This is a genomic window from Bacillus sp. JJ1532 (assembly GCF_036965085.1).
Lineage (GTDB): Bacteria > Bacillota > Bacilli > Bacillales > Cytobacillaceae > Cytobacillus.
Window position 1 is genome coordinate 1 of the sequence record NZ_JBALOW010000010.1, and the last position, 15,938, is coordinate 15,938.

The 15,938-nt window shown below is 35.7% G+C and carries 18 protein-coding genes and 1 riboswitch; of the genes, 11 read left to right on the top strand and 7 right to left on the bottom strand.

Going from position 1 to position 15,938, the window contains the following annotated elements:
• Positions 1 to 228 precede the first annotated feature (228 nt).
• Positions 229 to 1,035 (top strand): adenosylmethionine decarboxylase, encoded by an 807-nt coding sequence (gene speD, locus V7122_RS04385; RefSeq protein WP_335525899.1) that lies wholly within the window; start codon positions 229 to 231, stop codon positions 1,033 to 1,035.
• 305 nt (positions 1,036 to 1,340) lie between these two features.
• Here the strand turns inward: speD and V7122_RS04390 are convergent, their stop codons facing one another.
• The 3 genes from V7122_RS04390 to V7122_RS04400 all read right to left on the bottom strand — a co-directional run bounded on the left by V7122_RS04390 (position 1,341) and on the right by V7122_RS04400 (position 3,292).
• Entirely contained in the window at positions 1,341 to 2,264 is a 924-nt protein-coding gene (locus V7122_RS04390) for a MerR family transcriptional regulator (protein ID WP_335525900.1), read from the bottom strand.
• Positions 2,265 to 2,491: 227 nt separating this feature from the next.
• Positions 2,492 to 2,788, bottom strand: coding sequence for a hypothetical protein (locus V7122_RS04395; RefSeq protein ID WP_335525901.1), 297 nt, complete (start codon positions 2,786 to 2,788; stop codon positions 2,492 to 2,494).
• A gap of 57 nt (positions 2,789 to 2,845) precedes the next feature.
• Positions 2,846 to 3,292, bottom strand: a complete 447-nt coding sequence (locus tag V7122_RS04400; RefSeq protein ID WP_335348439.1) for an OsmC family protein — start codon at positions 3,290 to 3,292, stop codon at positions 2,846 to 2,848.
• 232 nt (positions 3,293 to 3,524) lie between these two features.
• On the opposite strand from V7122_RS04400, the gene V7122_RS04405 reads away from it, so the two are divergent.
• A complete protein-coding gene (locus tag V7122_RS04405; RefSeq protein WP_335355566.1) occupies positions 3,525 to 4,280 on the top strand; it encodes an exodeoxyribonuclease III in 756 nt (251 codons plus the stop codon).
• A gap of 82 nt (positions 4,281 to 4,362) precedes the next feature.
• On the opposite strand, the gene V7122_RS04410 is transcribed toward V7122_RS04405, so the two are convergent.
• Positions 4,363 to 5,934, bottom strand: a complete 1,572-nt coding sequence (locus tag V7122_RS04410; protein WP_335355567.1) for a GNAT family N-acetyltransferase — start codon at positions 5,932 to 5,934, stop codon at positions 4,363 to 4,365.
• A 202-nt stretch (positions 5,935 to 6,136) separates the two neighbouring features.
• Between V7122_RS04410 and V7122_RS04415 the strand changes: the two genes are divergently transcribed.
• From V7122_RS04415 to V7122_RS04425, 3 genes are all read left to right on the top strand, one after another.
• Positions 6,137 to 6,778, top strand: coding sequence for a hypothetical protein (locus tag V7122_RS04415; RefSeq protein WP_335525902.1), 642 nt, complete (start codon positions 6,137 to 6,139; stop codon positions 6,776 to 6,778).
• Between the two features lie 135 nt (positions 6,779 to 6,913).
• A riboswitch (guanidine-I (ykkC/yxkD leader) is annotated at positions 6,914 to 7,008 on the top strand.
• A 67-nt stretch (positions 7,009 to 7,075) separates the two neighbouring features.
• Complete coding sequence (locus tag V7122_RS04420; RefSeq protein ID WP_335355569.1) at positions 7,076 to 7,420, top strand: DMT family transporter; 345 nt, start codon at positions 7,076 to 7,078, stop codon at positions 7,418 to 7,420.
• Positions 7,417 to 7,731, top strand: coding sequence for a DMT family transporter (locus tag V7122_RS04425; protein ID WP_335355570.1), 315 nt, complete (start codon positions 7,417 to 7,419; stop codon positions 7,729 to 7,731). The genes V7122_RS04420 and V7122_RS04425 overlap by 4 nt, the downstream gene beginning before the upstream one ends.
• Before the next feature lie 44 nt (positions 7,732 to 7,775).
• Here the strand turns inward: V7122_RS04425 and V7122_RS04430 are convergent, their stop codons facing one another.
• Positions 7,776 to 8,267: a GNAT family N-acetyltransferase gene (locus V7122_RS04430; protein ID WP_335355571.1), complete on the bottom strand. Its 492-nt coding sequence runs from the start codon at positions 8,265 to 8,267 to the stop codon at positions 7,776 to 7,778.
• Positions 8,268 to 8,448: 181 nt separating this feature from the next.
• Here V7122_RS04430 and V7122_RS04435 point away from each other — a divergent pair, with 181 nt between their 5' ends.
• The 5 genes from V7122_RS04435 (at position 8,449) to corA (ending at position 12,313) form a co-directional block, all read left to right on the top strand.
• Entirely contained in the window at positions 8,449 to 9,081 is a 633-nt protein-coding gene (locus V7122_RS04435) for an NUDIX hydrolase (RefSeq protein ID WP_335347398.1), read from the top strand.
• A gap of 42 nt (positions 9,082 to 9,123) precedes the next feature.
• Entirely contained in the window at positions 9,124 to 10,308 is a 1,185-nt protein-coding gene (locus tag V7122_RS04440; protein WP_335525903.1) for a DHH family phosphoesterase, read from the top strand.
• A gap of 172 nt (positions 10,309 to 10,480) precedes the next feature.
• On the top strand, positions 10,481 to 10,729 hold the full coding sequence (locus tag V7122_RS04445; protein WP_438824766.1) for a GNAT family N-acetyltransferase: 249 nt from the start codon (positions 10,481 to 10,483) through the stop codon (positions 10,727 to 10,729).
• A gap of 64 nt (positions 10,730 to 10,793) precedes the next feature.
• Positions 10,794 to 11,261, top strand: coding sequence for a hypothetical protein (locus V7122_RS04450; protein ID WP_335525905.1), 468 nt, complete (start codon positions 10,794 to 10,796; stop codon positions 11,259 to 11,261).
• A 110-nt stretch (positions 11,262 to 11,371) separates the two neighbouring features.
• On the top strand, positions 11,372 to 12,313 hold the full coding sequence (gene corA / locus V7122_RS04455) for a magnesium/cobalt transporter CorA (protein WP_335525906.1): 942 nt from the start codon (positions 11,372 to 11,374) through the stop codon (positions 12,311 to 12,313).
• 227 nt (positions 12,314 to 12,540) lie between these two features.
• Here corA and V7122_RS04460 read toward each other — a convergent pair whose 3' ends face one another.
• Complete coding sequence (locus tag V7122_RS04460; protein WP_335355415.1) at positions 12,541 to 13,257, bottom strand: NAD-dependent protein deacylase; 717 nt, start codon at positions 13,255 to 13,257, stop codon at positions 12,541 to 12,543.
• A gap of 24 nt (positions 13,258 to 13,281) precedes the next feature.
• Entirely contained in the window at positions 13,282 to 13,731 is a 450-nt protein-coding gene (locus V7122_RS04465) for an SRPBCC family protein (RefSeq protein ID WP_335355414.1), read from the bottom strand.
• A gap of 204 nt (positions 13,732 to 13,935) precedes the next feature.
• Between V7122_RS04465 and htpG the strand changes: the two genes are divergently transcribed.
• Complete coding sequence (htpG, locus tag V7122_RS04470; protein ID WP_335525907.1) at positions 13,936 to 15,816, top strand: molecular chaperone HtpG; 1,881 nt, start codon at positions 13,936 to 13,938, stop codon at positions 15,814 to 15,816.
• Positions 15,817 to 15,938: the final 122 nt, after the last annotated feature.

Consider the following 15,938-nt stretch of genomic DNA (forward strand, 5'->3'; position numbering starts at 1 on the left):
ATGTTTCACCATCCGTCTGCTCTCAATTTTACAGGTGAATCTCATGCTATCACAATTATTACCCATTCATTATAAAATTTAAAAAATAATTAATAAAATAAAATGTACTTAGTTAATTTTGGAAATGAAATGGCACGGTTTTGTTTTATAAAAACTAATGGATGGAAGTGATGTTGGGCAATATAACAATATTTACAATGTTTCATAATTAATAAGGGGGAATGGATTTTGAGCTTAACTCCGGATGAACGAGTTGAACTGCATGGATTTAATAACTTAACAAAATCGTTAAGTTTCAATATGTATGATATTTGTTATACAAGAACGAAGGAAGAGCGAGAGGCTTACATAGAGTACATTGACGAAGAATATAGCGCCGAAAGGCTAACCAAAATCCTTAAGAATGTTTCAGACATCATTGGAGCTCATGTATTGAATATTGCCCAACAAGACTTTGTTCCTCAAGGTGCAAGTGTAACTTTACTTGTTTCTGAAGGCCCAGTTGTTGAGGTTCCGATTGAATCCTATTCAGAATCACCTGGACCATTGCCGGAATCGGTTGTAATGCAGCTTGATAAAAGCCATATCACTGTTCATACATATCCTGAATATCACCCTTCTGAAGGAATTAGCACATTTCGGGCAGATATTGACGTATCTACATGTGGGGAAATATCTCCTTTGAAGGCATTAAATTTCTTAATTCATTCTTTTGATACAGATATTATGACAATTGATTTCCGCGTTCGCGGATTTACAAGGGATAAAGATGGACAAAAGCTTTTTATTGATCATAATATAAGCTCGATCCAAAACTACATCCCTGAGGAAATCAAAAATGAATTTGACATGATTGATGTCAATATTTATCAGTCACATATTTTCCATACAAAATGCCGTATTCGAGATTTCGATTTGAATAATTACCTCTTTGGATACACGAAGGACACACTAAGTGCTGAGGAAGTAAACGAAATCACAGAGAAACTCACAATTGAAATGGACGAGATTTTTTACGGGACGAATATGAAATAAAGGTAGATTTGATGCAGTAGTTAGGAAATGCTATAAAACTTTCCAAATAATCAGGTTTACCGGACAGGTTTCGGTGCTTGATCAAAAACTTGTCCAAATAATGTGATTTACTGGACAGGTTTCATCGTTTTACCCAAAACCTGTCCAAATAATGAGGTTTACTGGACGGGTTTCAGTGTTTTATGCAAAACCTGTCCAAATAACTAGGTTTACTGGACAGGCTTCAGTTGTTTACCCAAATCCTGTCCAAATATCTCATTGATTTAGACGGAAATAGAGAATTCATCAAAAGCTGCAGATTTTTGTTAACCCCAAAACTTCCACCATGGTTTTTCAATTTTCTCTGCAGCAGCTGCAGCTTTTCGGAAGCTGACGATTAAATCTTGAAACATCATTTCCCGCTGATGGACATCTTCCCAATATTGCTCTCGTTCGCGCGTAATCGTTTCAATGTAGATTTCTCTATCAGTGTTCAGAGTTTCAATTAACGCACTAATCTCCGTATGCGTAACCTCGGCAGAACTTGAGATATAATGAATCATCGTCTTAAATTCTTCTGAAGCCGCTTCAGAAGATTCTGTAACACGATGAACTAAAGAGCGCAGCTGTTCGGAAGTGCCTTTCGAAGCTTTCGTAACCCTTTTCGATAGAGCTTCGAGCGATTCGGAAGTATGTTCCGAAGCATTATGTATATGATTTGAAAGCTCGTGGATTTCAAGCTTCGTCTTTTCATTCGATTTATATATGGAGTCAGATAGACTTTTCACGGTGTGAAGCGATCCCTTCGAAATTTCTTTCTTTACCTCTTCCAAAACTTCTTTGCGAATGCTTGTCCGAATTTCCGCTCTGACATCATCAATTAACTGATTTCTAAAGGATTCCATTGCTCCATAAACCATGGATATATCCGGAACTTCCTCTCTGCTGCGGATTTCTTCCGAAATGGGAGCCAGTGAGGTTTCGATTGATTCGGAAGCTGATTCCGAAACCTTATGTTGGGAAATTAAATCTTTAATCATTTCCTTACTTAAGTTTTTATTGCGCATCTGCTTAATGGTTTCAAGTAGTTTGATTTCCTCATCCGTATAGAATCGTGCCCCTTGCTTAGAGCGGGGGATTACTAGCAGTCCATCTAAATCCTTTTCCCATTGCCGCAGTGTTCCAGGGGGTATATTTATCAATTTTGATACTTCCTTAATCGTATAGGCTTTAACGAATTGATTTGGCATTGGTTCTCCATCCCTTTCTGTCTTTAGTCGTTATGAATATTTCGGAAGGCCTTTCCGAGTTAATTTTTCTATGTAAGAGTTATTCAGCAAAGGCTATCCCTTTTTCCTGCAACATGACAAAAGCTATCAAAACAAGACGGAATTCTGCAGAATTAGGAGATTTCGACAGCGAAGATTAGATTAAGTGAAAAAAAGAAGAGCAAACAGTAGTTGCTGTTCGCCCTCCTCTAATTATGTGGAAAGTAAATATCTAATTTGCCTGATGTTTTTCTTAGTGTGAAATAATGCTGAAAAGCACTATAAATAAAAAAATCCGGATATTCCTGTAAACAAATGGTGTATTTAAAGCCATCCTTCCGTTTAAAGATAAGTTGTTCATTAGTCACAAGGATTGAGTCGAAATGAAAACCTTCTCTTTTCCATAGGAAATCGTCATCTTCATAGTAGTTGAGAATAACTTGCCCTTGGATAAATTCCGCTAGTACCCCTAAATGTTCGATTCTTTTTTCATACTCTAAGCACATGCCCCCCACAGCCGCATTGGTCAACTAAGTGTTTTTTAAATCAAAGGATAGACGTCACTACTGTCTAATGATTGTTGTCTCTAATTCAATTTCAACATTACCTTTTAATGCTCGGGAGATCATACAGGAAGTTTCTGCTTTTTGGGCTAATTTTAGAGCTAAAGCTTCATTTTTTTCTGTTGCTTCACGTTTTAGAATGATAACCGGGCGGTGAATGATTTTTTTGTAAGTGATCACACCTTTTGTTACATCAACTATCCCTACAGATTCCATTGACAAATCAACTTTTTCTAGCTTACTGCGTTCCATCATAGCAGCCAAAGTAATGATGTAGCAAGTTGCAGCGGCTCCAAGTAGCATTTCATCCGGGTTAGTTCCAATTCCAGGACCATCCATTTCTGGCGGGATGGAAACCTTTGTCTTCAATTGACCAGCTTCGATTACTCCCACATCGTTTCTAAGCCCTGGCCAATGTGCTTTTAAATGAAAATGGTGTTCAGCCATTGTAAAATCCTCCTTGAAAACTTACTTTTCGTATTAATTTTACGATAGTTTGATGAAAAGAAGGCTACTTTCTTCAAGTTTTTCATCAATAACGGATTCTGTGTCCTATTCATTCGCCGAATATGCGAATTTTAAGGTAATAAGGTATTCTCTGTCCGCTATTAATTAGCATGCAAGCTAGTTCCATGATATTCTATTAATCTAGAGTTTTTAAAAAAGGAGTCATAATAGCATGAAATTTGTGTCGTGGAATGTGAATGGAATTCGAGCCTGTGTGAAAAAAGGCTTTTTAGATTATTTTCATGAAGTAGATGCAGATATATTCTGTATTCAAGAATCAAAACTGCAGGAAGGGCAGATCGACCTTGAACTTGAAGGCTATCACCAATTTTGGAATTATGCACTGAAAAAAGGCTATTCGGGTACGGCAATTTTTACGAAAAAGAAGCCGCTCTCCGTTAAATATGGTGTAGGAGAAAATGAAACGGAGCCAGAGGGAAGAATCATTACGTTAGAGTTTGAATCTTTTTACTTGGTCAATGTATATACGCCAAATTCACAAAGAGATTTGGCTCGATTATCCTATCGATTAGAGTGGGAAAATGAACTTCTTCAATATCTTTGTGAGCTCGATCAAATAAAACCGGTTATTTACTGTGGAGACTTGAATGTAGCACATAACGAAATTGATTTGAAAAATCCAAAATCGAATGATGGCAACTCTGGCTTTACAACAGAGGAGAGAAATAAAATGACTCGCTTGCTTGATTCTGGCTTTGTTGATTCCTTTAGATACGTCTATCCAGATGCAGAGGGTGCCTATACATGGTGGTCTTATATGGCTAAAGTAAGAGAACGGAATATTGGCTGGCGAATCGATTATTTTATCGTTTCCGAAAGAATGAAAAATGCAATAAAATCTGCACAAATTCACTGTGACGTTATGGGCAGTGACCATTGTCCGATTATGCTGGAGATGGAAATATAAAAAAATTCAAGCCGACTTCAAACTGTTACACGAACATGAAGCCGGCTTTTTTTGGCAGGAATGTTGGGCAAATACCTTCACATTACCCTTGTCTCCTTTGATATTCCTTATAATTCAAATGCCACTTCCGGAACTTTTTCCACGCCTCCTCAAAATCCGGCTGAATAATCGAAAGCTGAACCCAAGCCCTTTCTGATAAATAAGCGCTTTTATAATGTAAATCAAATCCTGAAAGTGCAGCATCCTCTGCCATATTTGTACAGCTGTCTTCTCCTTTCAATGTTACGATCATCGGATAGCCATTAGGGGTTAAAAAGGCCATTTCCTCATTTTTCTCTGCAGAAAGAATTTGTTCATAGCAATTTTTCAAAACGGAATACCTATCTTCATCTAAATAATATCTTAGTGCTCTCTCTAAGCTTTTTAACACTTGTGAAGAATAGGTAAACGGGATATTACCATTCGCATACAACCCCAAATCTAGATAAGAAGGAAGAGTTGAATCTTCTTCAATTTCATGGTTTGAGAAAACAAACGAAAGCCCGCTCATTGTTCCAATCGCTTTCCCGCTAACCCCAGTGGCCAAATAAATCTCTGCAAGTGAGAAGGGCAGGGCACCAAAGGAGCTGACACAATCGAGACAAAGCTTTATATTATGTATTTTACATAGCTCTTGGATCTTTTCTAATTGATTTAGCATTCCAGTGGAAGTTTCCCCATGCGTCATTAAAACCCATTCATAATTCAATTGTTCTAGTTTCATAGAAATTTGACGTTCATCGAAGGGCTTGCCCCATTCATAGCTTAAACAATCAAATGTTAGACCCCATCTGTTTGCTTGATTCACTAATCGGTCCCCAAATGCTCCATTTGTTAAAATTAGTCCTTTTCCAGGAAGTCTTTTCAATTGTGCAAGCATCGCTTCATTTGCAAGAGTTCCGCTGCCATTTAATAAATGAACATATGCTGACTTGCTCATGGATAACAGCATTTGCTGTACTTTTTCAAGCGTCATCGAAAAATCGTATGAGCGATGGGAGACTGGCTCTTCAGTCAGGGCATTACGAATATCGTCTCTTAAAACGACAGGTCCCGGATAGAATGAGTATCTTTTTTGCTTTAATCTAGCAGCAATAGACCTCTCGAATTGCCTTCTAGTTAACACCATAGGGACGAACTGGGCATCTTCTGTTCCAACCGTATCGGCAAAAGCTTCAAAACCCATTTGCTTATAAAGCTTCTGCTCACGTATTGTTCCTGAAATAACAGCAGCGCTATACCCTTGTTTATAAGCATAGTCAGATAAAGCACTGACAAGCATGAAAAATACCCTTCCATTTCGATGCTCTTTCCTTACAGCAAGAAGTCTAATTTCACAAAGCTTACCTGACAAAGCATCATCATGTAGCAGATTCTCTACAGATCCGACTTTCTTGTCCAAGGAGAAAGGGCGCTGATCACGGATGGCAATCATACCAGCAAGCTCTTGATCTTTTAAAACAATAATATATTTATTTTCATGATGAAAAGGATCCACACGAATTCCATTTTCGTCAGGTTCATGCTGGGGGATCTCTTCAACAAAGGTTTCGTAATTTAATTTTGCTATTTCGGAAAACTCTCTCTCTGTGCGAGCTATTTTACACCAATACATATTGAAAACCTCTCTTCGTTCAAGCTCTTTCTATATCATATGCAAACTGACTAAAATCTATTTTCGCATAATTTTAGATTGAAAGAAATAATTTACTCCTAAATATTGTAATAGAGATGATTAAATAGAAATATGTGGTAAAATCGGGATGGTTTGGAAACTGAGAAATTAGTATATTAACAAATTTCAAGGAGTTTTAATTATGTATGATTATATGCATATTTTTCTTATTATTTCTGGATTATTTGCATCACTATTAAGTTTCTATGAGGCTTTCAGGGTATATAAATATCGAGGAATCTCAGCTAAGTCAAAGTTGGAGGCTATGTACACCTTTTCATTTTTCATCTTTCAAACGGTTCTCTCCAGCCAATTCATCTTTGACGAGAATTTTCTTTATCCCCTTATTATCAGCTTATTGATCGTTTTCGCCATCATTTTATATAGATTATTTGTGACAGGGCAAGTCTTAGTGATTAAACAAACATCTAAAAATATTGTTGTTGAACGTGTACGCTCGGAATTAAATCGTTTATCCATTACCTTTACAGAGGAGGGATTTGATTTTTCGGATTTGCATCAATTTCATCTAGAAGATCAAACAATTATAAAAGTGAGCAATCCTTGGGGAGGAGAAAAGGAATTAAAGACGTATCAATTAAGCTTTAGAAAATGGTGGCATCTATATGAATACGAAGAAATCAAAACAAATATTATTGAAAAATATTGGGAGGAAAGGGAGAATGAGGTTTTTTGGATACAGATTCTTCTTTCCATTGGACTAGGTATAGGGGGGTTCATTTTTATAGGATTCCTAGCTTGGAAGTGGAACTTTATTTATTAACAATGGAGATTAAAAGTATAAGAAAAGCAGAGAATAATGGAGATAGAAGGAATTTGGCGTGAATATAAAGCTCAAAATAGCAATTAGTTCCGCTTGCACATCGTTTCGTTTCTTATATAATATAAGGAAATTAATAAAAATGTTTTCTAGGGTTCCGCAGATAACTGGCCTGGTCCGAGAGAAAACTCACAGAAATATCTGTGCCACGGAAGGATAAAAGCCTGGGAGATGACTGTTTATTGACAGCGATCTCTTAGGCTTTTTGTCTTGGGGAAATTTGTATTGGAGGGAAGCAGCATGAATTGGTTAAAGGTATTTATTGCCGCATTTTTTGAGGTGTTTTGGGTGATAGGTCTTAAGCATGCTTATGATATTTGGACATGGGCGGGGACAATTGTTTGTATCATTGTCAGCTTTTATGTACTAATCATGGCAGGAAAGAAATTGCCGGTCGGTACGGTATATGCCGTTTTTGTTGGGTTGGGTACGGCTGGAACCGTTTTATCAGAAATTATTTTCTTTGATGAGCCTTTAAAAATATCGAAGATTATTCTCGTCCTAATTTTATTAGCGGGAGTCATTGGGCTTAAGCTTGTTACGAATGAAGAAGAAACTGATTCGAAAGGAGAGGCTGCATCATGAGTTGGGTTTATCTCATCTTAGCAGGGATATTTGAAATGATAGGTGTTCTGATGATCAACAGCCTGCACAAAAATCGTAATTGGCAGTCACTTATCATGCTGCTTATCGGTTTCGGAGCAAGCTTTCTTTTTCTAGCCCTCGCTATGGAGGAATTGCCGATGGGAACAGCCTACGCCATCTGGACTGGAATTGGAGCTTCTGGTGGAGCCATTTTGGGTATTGTGTTGTATGGTGAGCAAAAGGGGTGGAAAAGGCTATTATTTATTAGCATGGTTCTTGGTGCAGCAATTGGGTTGAAATTAGTATCGTGAAAAAGCTCGCTAAAAAGGCGAGCTTTTTTTAAAAAAATCATATCTCAATCTAGTTTTTTTAGAACCATTCGAACGGTTTTCAAAATATGACCGTCAAAGTTGTCATCAAATTCAGATACTACTGTAAAACCTTTGGCATCGTAAAAATTTCTGCCAATATGATTATCACTTTCTACATTTATATAAACTTCATTAATTCCTTCAATATGATGAAGCCCTTCACGGAGCAAAGCTGTTCCAATGCCTTTTCCTTGATATTCTGGCAAAAGATAAATGGCGCCAAGCTCAACCTCTCCATGCTCCTTAATAGTAGAATAATTGGCAAAACCTACAATTGCGCCCTCTATTTCAGCAACATACAAATAGGAATGCTCTAATCTTCTTTTCATCATTTCATCGTTATAAGCCGATTTTAAGAAATTATCTTGGATGTCTCTTGGGATGATTCCTTCATATGTATGATTCCAGCTTGATTTAGCTACATTTTGTACCTGTGGAATATCATCGAGAGTCATAGTCCGGATAGAATAATTCATGTAAATCCACCTTTCTTATTATTATAAAAATGTATTTTTTTCCAATATTATCATAGTTAGGGAAAATTAGTGTTTAATTTATTTATATCTAAGGGAAATTAATGTAATGTTTCTAAATTAATAGATATAATCATTTTAGTAGGAAAATTCAGGTAAAGAAACCTAGGCTAAGGAGAAAGAGATGGAACAAGAATTACTAAACATATTTGATCAACAAAGAAATCCTATAGGAGTTGCCTCACGGGAGGAAGTACATCGAGCAGGATATTGGCATGAAACATTTCATTGTTGGTTCATAAGTGAAGATGATGGGGTACATTATATTTATCTGCAAAAAAGAAGTGCGTTAAAGAAAGATTATCCCAATTATTTAGATATTACAGCAGCTGGGCATATTTTAGCACAGGAAACAATTCAAGATGGTGTTCGGGAAATAAAAGAGGAATTAGGGATTAACGTCACATATAATGAGTTGGTTCCTTTAGGTATTATTAAATACAGCCATACTAGAGATGAATTTATTGATAATGAAATTGCACATGTTTTTTTATATAAGAGTCGATTTTCTATTAATGAGTACATTTTGCAAAAAGAAGAAGTAGCAGGAATTGTTAAAGTTGAATTTCAAGACTTTTCAAGGCTTTTGCTACGAGAGTGTGATGAAATTACGATAGAAGGTTTCGAAATTAATCAGTTTGGAAAAAAAATAACCGTTCAGAAGCAGGTAAGGAGAAAAGACTTTGTTCCGCATGAACAATCTTATTATGAGGAAATAATAGACTTGATTACTAAAGAAATTAATAATTATTTATAATTTTTCCAAATGCAAACCATACTACGTTCAGAGGTGAGGATCATGTACAAACTATTATCACATAATGACTTGGACGGGGTTGGATGTGGAATATTGGCGAAGCTTGCATTTGATAAGCAAGTAAAGGTTCGCTACAATTCCGTATCGGGTCTAGACCGTGAAGTGGAATGGTTTTTAGAAAACGATAGCAAGGAAACATTTCTATTTATTACAGATTTATCCGTAAGTAAAGAAAATGAAGGTAGACTTGATGAGTTTTACCACTCGGGCGGGAAGTTACAGCTGCTGGATCATCATAAAACGTCTCTGCATTACAACGATTATGATTGGGGACATGTCATTGTTGAGGATGAAGAAGGAAAGTTAACTTCTGCTACATCCTTACTTTATGAATACCTTGTTTCCAAGCAGTTGTTAAACCGATCGGAAGCTATTACTGAATTTGTGGAGCTTATAAGGCAATATGATACGTGGGAATGGGAAAAGAATAATAATCAGCAGGCTCAGCGGCTGAATGCACTTTTTTTTCTAGTTTCTATTGAGGAATTTGAAGAAAAAATGATTGGCCGGCTCAAAACAAGTGATCATTTTCGCTTTGATGAGTTTGAACAAAAGATTCTTGATATGGAAGAAGTTAAGATTGAACGCTACATACGCCGGAAAAGGCGAGAGTTGGTCCAAACGAAAATTGGAAAATATTTTGCCGGCATTGTTTATGCAGAATCTTACCATTCCGAGCTGGGGAATGAATTAGGAAAAGAATATCCCCATCTTGATTATATTGCGATCATAAATATCGGAGGAAAACGTCTTGGATTCAGAACGATCCATGATCATGTAGATGTTTCTGAAGTGGCTGGACAATATGGAGGAGGCGGTCATGCAAAAGCATCGGGCTGTTCTTTAACTGACAAGGCTTACCGACAGTTTGCTGCAGAGACATTTCAATTAGAGCCACTAAGAGAGGATTCGAAGCAGAATCGCTATAATGTGAAACAATCCCCTTTTGGAACTCTTTATCAAAATCGAACGGAAGATTTATTCCTTTTATATACAAACGATGATCAAATATGGAGTATTGAACATAATAATAAAAAAATGAATCAGAACTATTCAAGCTTTGAAGAAGCCGAAAGTTACTTAAAAAGAAATTATGCAGCCTGGCTTGTAAGAGATGATATATTTGTTGATTATTTGATGAAAGAAGTGAAAAAGAAAGACTTATAAGAAAAAACAGGATACTATAAAATGGAAAATAAGAATTAGGGATTTTTCCTATTCTTTTTTCTTTTGAGTAATACTGTAGGAAAGAGGAAATTCTTTGAAAGATCTAGTATTTGTAAAAGATTATCAAGCTAATGATCAGCTAAGAAAAAGTTTTTTCAATTTGGCTGTTGAGGTGTTCGGAATAAACTTTGACAGCTGGTATGAAAACGGATTTTGGACGGAAAAGTATATCCCTTACTCATTCGCAGATGGTGATCAAATTGTTGCAAATGTATCGATTAATCGCATCGAGTTGATTATTAATGGTGAAAGAAAAAGAGCTCTTCAAATTGGTACGGTTATGACCCATCCAGATTATCGCAATCGTGGGCTTTCGGGAAATTTAATGAACCAAATTTTAAAAGAATANNTTATTGGCTAATCATACTGTTTTAAATTTTTATCCTAAGTTCGGTTTTCGTCCTGTTCAAGAGGTGTTATATTCAATGGAGTTTACAAATGCACATTTTGAACAGGCCAGAATGCGCAACTTGGATGGAAATAATCAAGATGATCTCCAATTTATCTATCACTTCGCAACTGACAGAGATTCTGTTTCTCAAAAATTTGGAACAATCAACACATCAGAACTCCTGATGTTTTACTGTTTAAATGTCTTTCATAATGATATTTATTATCTGGAAGATGAGAATATTATACTGATCTATCAACAAGAAGATAGCGAGATAAATATTTTTGACATCATTAGCAAAAAGGAAATAAAGATCGAAGAAATACTTTCAAAAATAACAGCTAAGGGTACATATAAAGTAGTTTTTTACTATACTCCAGATTATCAAGGTATCCTTTTTGATAGGGAAATTTATAACGGAAGTGAAATGCTTTTTGTAAGAGAAGCCCAGAACAATAAATTTCCGGAAAACATTAAGCATCCATTAATATCACAAGCATAAAAAATGTTGCAATAGGTGTCCGAGTTATTCTCTGATCATTTTGACATGAGTATAGGCATGTTTCATTCACATCCCGAGCAAACTATTCGTGTTAGGAGGATTTTATCCATATGATCCGATCTTTTTCGATAACGAGTGACTTTCAGCTTGCAGAGAATCTGCCCATTGAGCAATTATTTCAAGACAATATAAAATGGTTTTGGATAGACTTTGAATCTCCAACTGAAGAAGAAACGAATCTTCTTAAGACTCATTTTAGCTTCCATCCATTAGCGATAGATGATTGCTTGCATTTACTGCAGCGACCGAAGCTTGATTACTATGAGGGTTATGACTTTTATGTCATCCACACATTAAATCAGCATACCCTTCTGCCAGAAGAAGTGGATGTGTTTGTAGGAAAAAACTTTATCGTCACCTTTCATTTAACTCCTTCGTCTGAAATAACTATCGTAAGACAAAAGTTATTAGCGAATGATTTACATTATAAAAAAGGGGCTTTACATTTATTTTATCAATTGATGGATAAAATAGTTGATGAGTATTTTCCGGCCGTTTATAAAATCGAGGATGAGCTAAATGAGATTGAATTAAAAGATGCAAAGAAAGATTTAATGAATGATGTATTTGAAATACGAAGCAAATTGTTAAAGCTTCGAAGGACGATTTTTCCAATGCGTGAATTATTATATCGAATTTTAAATTCTGAAAGGGTTATAATTCCAAAGGATGAGAGAATGTATTTCATGGATATTTATGATCATTTGCTAAAACTTTCGGAAATGATAGAATCTAATCGTGAAATGACGAATGATATTCGAGACAGTTATATCTCACTAAATTCAGACCGAATGAATAATATCATGAAAACCCTGACAGTTATGTCTTCCATTTTTATTCCTTTAACTTTTATTGCCAGCATTTATGGGATGAACTTCGAATACATGCCAGAACTCACTTGGAAATGGGGCTATTTCGGAATACTTGGTGTTATGCTATTAGTCGGATCTACCTTGCTATTTGTTCTATGGCGAATGGGCTGGTTTAAATAAGATGTATTAATAATAAAAATCGGCATCGAATGACATTAATCAAAGTTAGGGCTGTTTTGTTTATAAAATGAACAGCCCTTTGACTTTTCTAAACTTATTTAATTAGATAAATATAATAATTAGAACATCTTAAGGTTCATTGATTTTACCTCTTCAGGTTGAAAAACGATCACAAAAGAATAGGCAATGGAATGGTTTTCACCAATCACATTTGAGCATTATTTCGGTCAATTCTTCAATTCTCCATCAAGTTCACTCAGCCACATTCCTATTTTCTTGCTATTTATGACCTCATCAGCATAAAAATCAAAATCTGTAGGCTCCATATTCACAATGACTAATTTTGCCCCATTTTCTTTTGCAATCAATGGAAATTGATTAGCTGGTGAAACCGTTAGGGAAGAGCCAAGAACGATAAACAGCTCCGCCTTCTCCGCTTCCACCAGAGCAAGTTGAAATGCAGCTTCAGGCAATGATTCGCCGAATAATACTATGGATGGACGCAGCAACCCGCCGCATCGGCAAGAATAGGCTTCATTTATGTATTCCCCGCTGCTATATTTTTTCCCGCAAGACTGGCAGTGTAATTGCTGTAATGTGCCGTGAAGCTCAGCAACTTTCTTGTTCCCTGCGAGCTGGTGAAAACCATCGACATTCTGAGTAATAATTGATTGAATGATCCCGCGTTTTTCCCAATCAGCTAATATATAATGTCCTTTATGCGGCTGATACTCTTTTACCCCAAGTACTCGCTCACGATAAAATTCAGTGAATTCGTCTACATTATCATTGAGTGATTTTACGCTGGCAATCTTTTTCGGATCTTTCTTGTTCCACATTCCTTCTTTAGAAGACCGGAAATCAGGCAATCCACTTTCGGTTGACATCCCTGCCCCTGAAAAAACCACTGTATATTTAGATTCCTTTAACCAAAGATTAATCAATTTTCCCACTGCCTCCTTTAACTATTAAGCTTCAGATTCAGCGATTTGCTTGACCCTATCCGAAAATTCTACTACTACCTTTTTGTTTGATAGTAGCAATAGTAATTTGACAAACCATTTTAATGGTCGATTGGTAGCTGTGTATTTAAATAAAGTTTTTTCATCACTAATATGAATTAATTCATAAAAAGCTGTTATGTCGAACATGTTTGCCAATACGAATCCTACTTTTAGCTTTTTATACGTAGGTGAGTCCAAATACTCTAAAGTTTTAACATCATACTCTTCGATTCGTTTTCCTTCTTTATACTTTTGACGGTAAACACTTCCGACCCCTTCATCCGTAATCTTTATTGGTGTGTGTTCAATTACATTGGGCATGATTTTTTGCATATTCTCTAATGAGCCATTAAGGAGATTCCATATTCTTTCGATAGGGGCTTCTATTTCCACTTCATGTGTCCATTGTTTCATCTTTAGCAAACTCTCCTTTATATAAAATATAGAAAAATCTTCTAATTACGTTAGTAATATTTATTTTACCATGAATTGAAGATAGTTCAATTGACAAGAAAAAGAGGATATGGTATTTAATTGTTAGTGGTTTAGCACTCTGATAGGAAGAGTGCTAATTTGGCTATTCATATCAGATGTAAAGTATTGGAAGGAGAGGACATAATGGAAAAAATACAATTTCAAGCAGAATCGAAAAGGCTCTTAGAAATGATGATCAACTCCATCTATTCTCAAAAGGAAGTATTCTTGCGAGAGTTGATTTCAAATGCAAGTGATGCAATTGACAAAATATATTACAAAGCACTTACAGATGAAAATTTAAGCTTTAACAAAGAAGACTACTACATAAAAGTTGTTCCTAAAAAAGAGAATAGAACCTTAACTATTTTTGATACCGGAATCGGAATGACGAAGGAAGAATTAGAAACCAATCTCGGGATCATTGCCAAAAGTGGTTCTTTAGCTTTTAAAAAAGAAAATGAACTTAAAGACGGCCATGATATTATTGGTCAATTCGGAGTTGGATTTTATGCTGCCTTTATGGTCGCAGATGTTGTAACTGTTATTAGTAAAGCTTTAGGCAGTGATCAAGCATACAAGTGGGAATCCGAAGGTGCGGATGGATACACAATCGTCCCAAGTGAAAAAGAACAGGTAGGCACTGAAATTATTTTAAAAATAAAAGAAAATCATAAAGAAGATACTTATGATGAGTATCTTGATGAATATCGCTTAAAAGCTATTATTAAAAAATACTCTGATTTTATTCGCTACCCGATCAAAATGGATATTACAGGAAAAAGAGCAAAAGAAGGCAGTGACAATGAATTAGAAGATTATACAGAAGAACAAATTATTAATAGCATGGTTCCGATTTGGAGAAAGAACAAGAATGAATTAACCGAAGGGGATTACACCTCTTTTTATCACGAAAAACATTATGGATTTGACAAGCCGCTGAAGCACATTCACATCAGTGCTGACGGTGCCATCAGATATAATGCGATTCTGTACATTCCAGAGAAAATACCTTTTGATTATTATTCTAAAGAATATGAAAAGGGGCTGGAGTTATATTCCAATGGCGTATTAATCATGAATAAATGCGCAGATTTACTTCCAGACTATTTTGGGTTTGTTAAAGGAATGGTGGACTCTGAGGATTTATCACTGAATATTTCGAGAGAGATCTTGCAGCATGATCGTCAGTTAAAGCTCATTGCGAAAAACATAAATAAAAAGATTAAAAGCGATCTGCAAAGCTTGCTGAAAAATGAAAGAGAAAAATACGAAACGTTTTATCAATCTTTTGGCAAACAGTTAAAGTTTGGCGTATATAGTGATTTTGGAACGCATAAAGAGGTTTTACAAGATTTATTAATGTTCTATTCTTCAAAGGAAAAGAAGTTAGTTACATTAGATGAATATGTATCCAGAATGCCTGAAGACCAAAAATATATCTATTATGCATCTGGAGAATCGAACGAGAGAATTGCGAAGCTCCCACAAGCAGAGTTAGTGGCAGAAAAGGGCTATGAAATTCTATACTTCACTGATGATATTGATGAGTTTGCTATAAAAATGCTTATGACCTATAAAGAGAAAGAGTTTAGGTCTGTGTCGAGCGCAGATTTAGGCATTGACGAGAATGAAAATAATCAAGATGCGGATAAGGAAGTAAATGAAAATAAAGAACTCTTTGACTATATGAAAGAGATCTTATCTGGAAAAGTAAAGGATGTTAGAGTTTCAAAAAGATTAAGAACTCACCCCGTTTGTTTATCATCCGATGGGGAAGTAACCATTGAAATGGAAAAAATCCTTAATTCTATGCCAGATAATCAAAATGTTAAAGCAGATAAGGTTTTAGAAATTAATATGAATCATGAGGTATTCCATTCATTACAGTCGGCTTTTGAAAGCGATAAAGAGAAATTAACTTTATACACAAACCTTCTTTATAATCAGGCACTTTTAATCGAAGGGCTCCCAATCCAGGATCCTGTCGAATTTACGAATGATATTTGTAAAGTAATGGTTTAAACTAAAGAGCTGCTTCCGCAGCTCTTTTTTGCCTAATCAAATGACCGGTCGATGTAAAAAAGAGGCTAGAAATGTCACCGAAGAAAGTTTTGATGACTATTCAAAGTGAAAAAAGGGTGGAG

Excerpts from the sequence above, each read along its gene's own strand:
- V7122_RS04390 (WP_335525900.1), bottom strand. The coding sequence starts at position 2,264 with ATGCCAAATCAATTCGTTAAAGCCTATACGATTAAGGAAGTATCAAAA.
- V7122_RS04395 (WP_335525901.1), bottom strand. The coding sequence starts at position 2,788 with ATGTGCTTAGAGTATGAAAAAAGAATCGAACATTTAGGGGTACTAGCG.
- V7122_RS04400 (WP_335348439.1), bottom strand. The coding sequence starts at position 3,292 with ATGGCTGAACACCATTTTCATTTAAAAGCACATTGGCCAGGGCTTAGA.
- V7122_RS04405 (WP_335355566.1), top strand. The coding sequence starts at position 3,525 with ATGAAATTTGTGTCGTGGAATGTGAATGGAATTCGAGCCTGTGTGAAA.
- V7122_RS04410 (WP_335355567.1), bottom strand. The coding sequence starts at position 5,934 with ATGTATTGGTGTAAAATAGCTCGCACAGAGAGAGAGTTTTCCGAAATA.
- V7122_RS04415 (WP_335525902.1), top strand. The coding sequence starts at position 6,137 with ATGTATGATTATATGCATATTTTTCTTATTATTTCTGGATTATTTGCA.
- V7122_RS04420 (WP_335355569.1), top strand. The coding sequence starts at position 7,076 with ATGAATTGGTTAAAGGTATTTATTGCCGCATTTTTTGAGGTGTTTTGG.
- V7122_RS04425 (WP_335355570.1), top strand. The coding sequence starts at position 7,417 with ATGAGTTGGGTTTATCTCATCTTAGCAGGGATATTTGAAATGATAGGT.
- V7122_RS04430 (WP_335355571.1), bottom strand. The coding sequence starts at position 8,267 with ATGAATTATTCTATCCGGACTATGACTCTCGATGATATTCCACAGGTA.
- V7122_RS04435 (WP_335347398.1), top strand. The coding sequence starts at position 8,449 with ATGGAACAAGAATTACTAAACATATTTGATCAACAAAGAAATCCTATA.
- V7122_RS04440 (WP_335525903.1), top strand. The coding sequence starts at position 9,124 with ATGTACAAACTATTATCACATAATGACTTGGACGGGGTTGGATGTGGA.
- V7122_RS04450 (WP_335525905.1), top strand. The coding sequence starts at position 10,794 with ATGGAGTTTACAAATGCACATTTTGAACAGGCCAGAATGCGCAACTTG.
- corA (WP_335525906.1), top strand. The coding sequence starts at position 11,372 with ATGATCCGATCTTTTTCGATAACGAGTGACTTTCAGCTTGCAGAGAAT.
- V7122_RS04465 (WP_335355414.1), bottom strand. The coding sequence starts at position 13,731 with ATGAAACAATGGACACATGAAGTGGAAATAGAAGCCCCTATCGAAAGA.
- htpG (WP_335525907.1), top strand. The coding sequence starts at position 13,936 with ATGGAAAAAATACAATTTCAAGCAGAATCGAAAAGGCTCTTAGAAATG.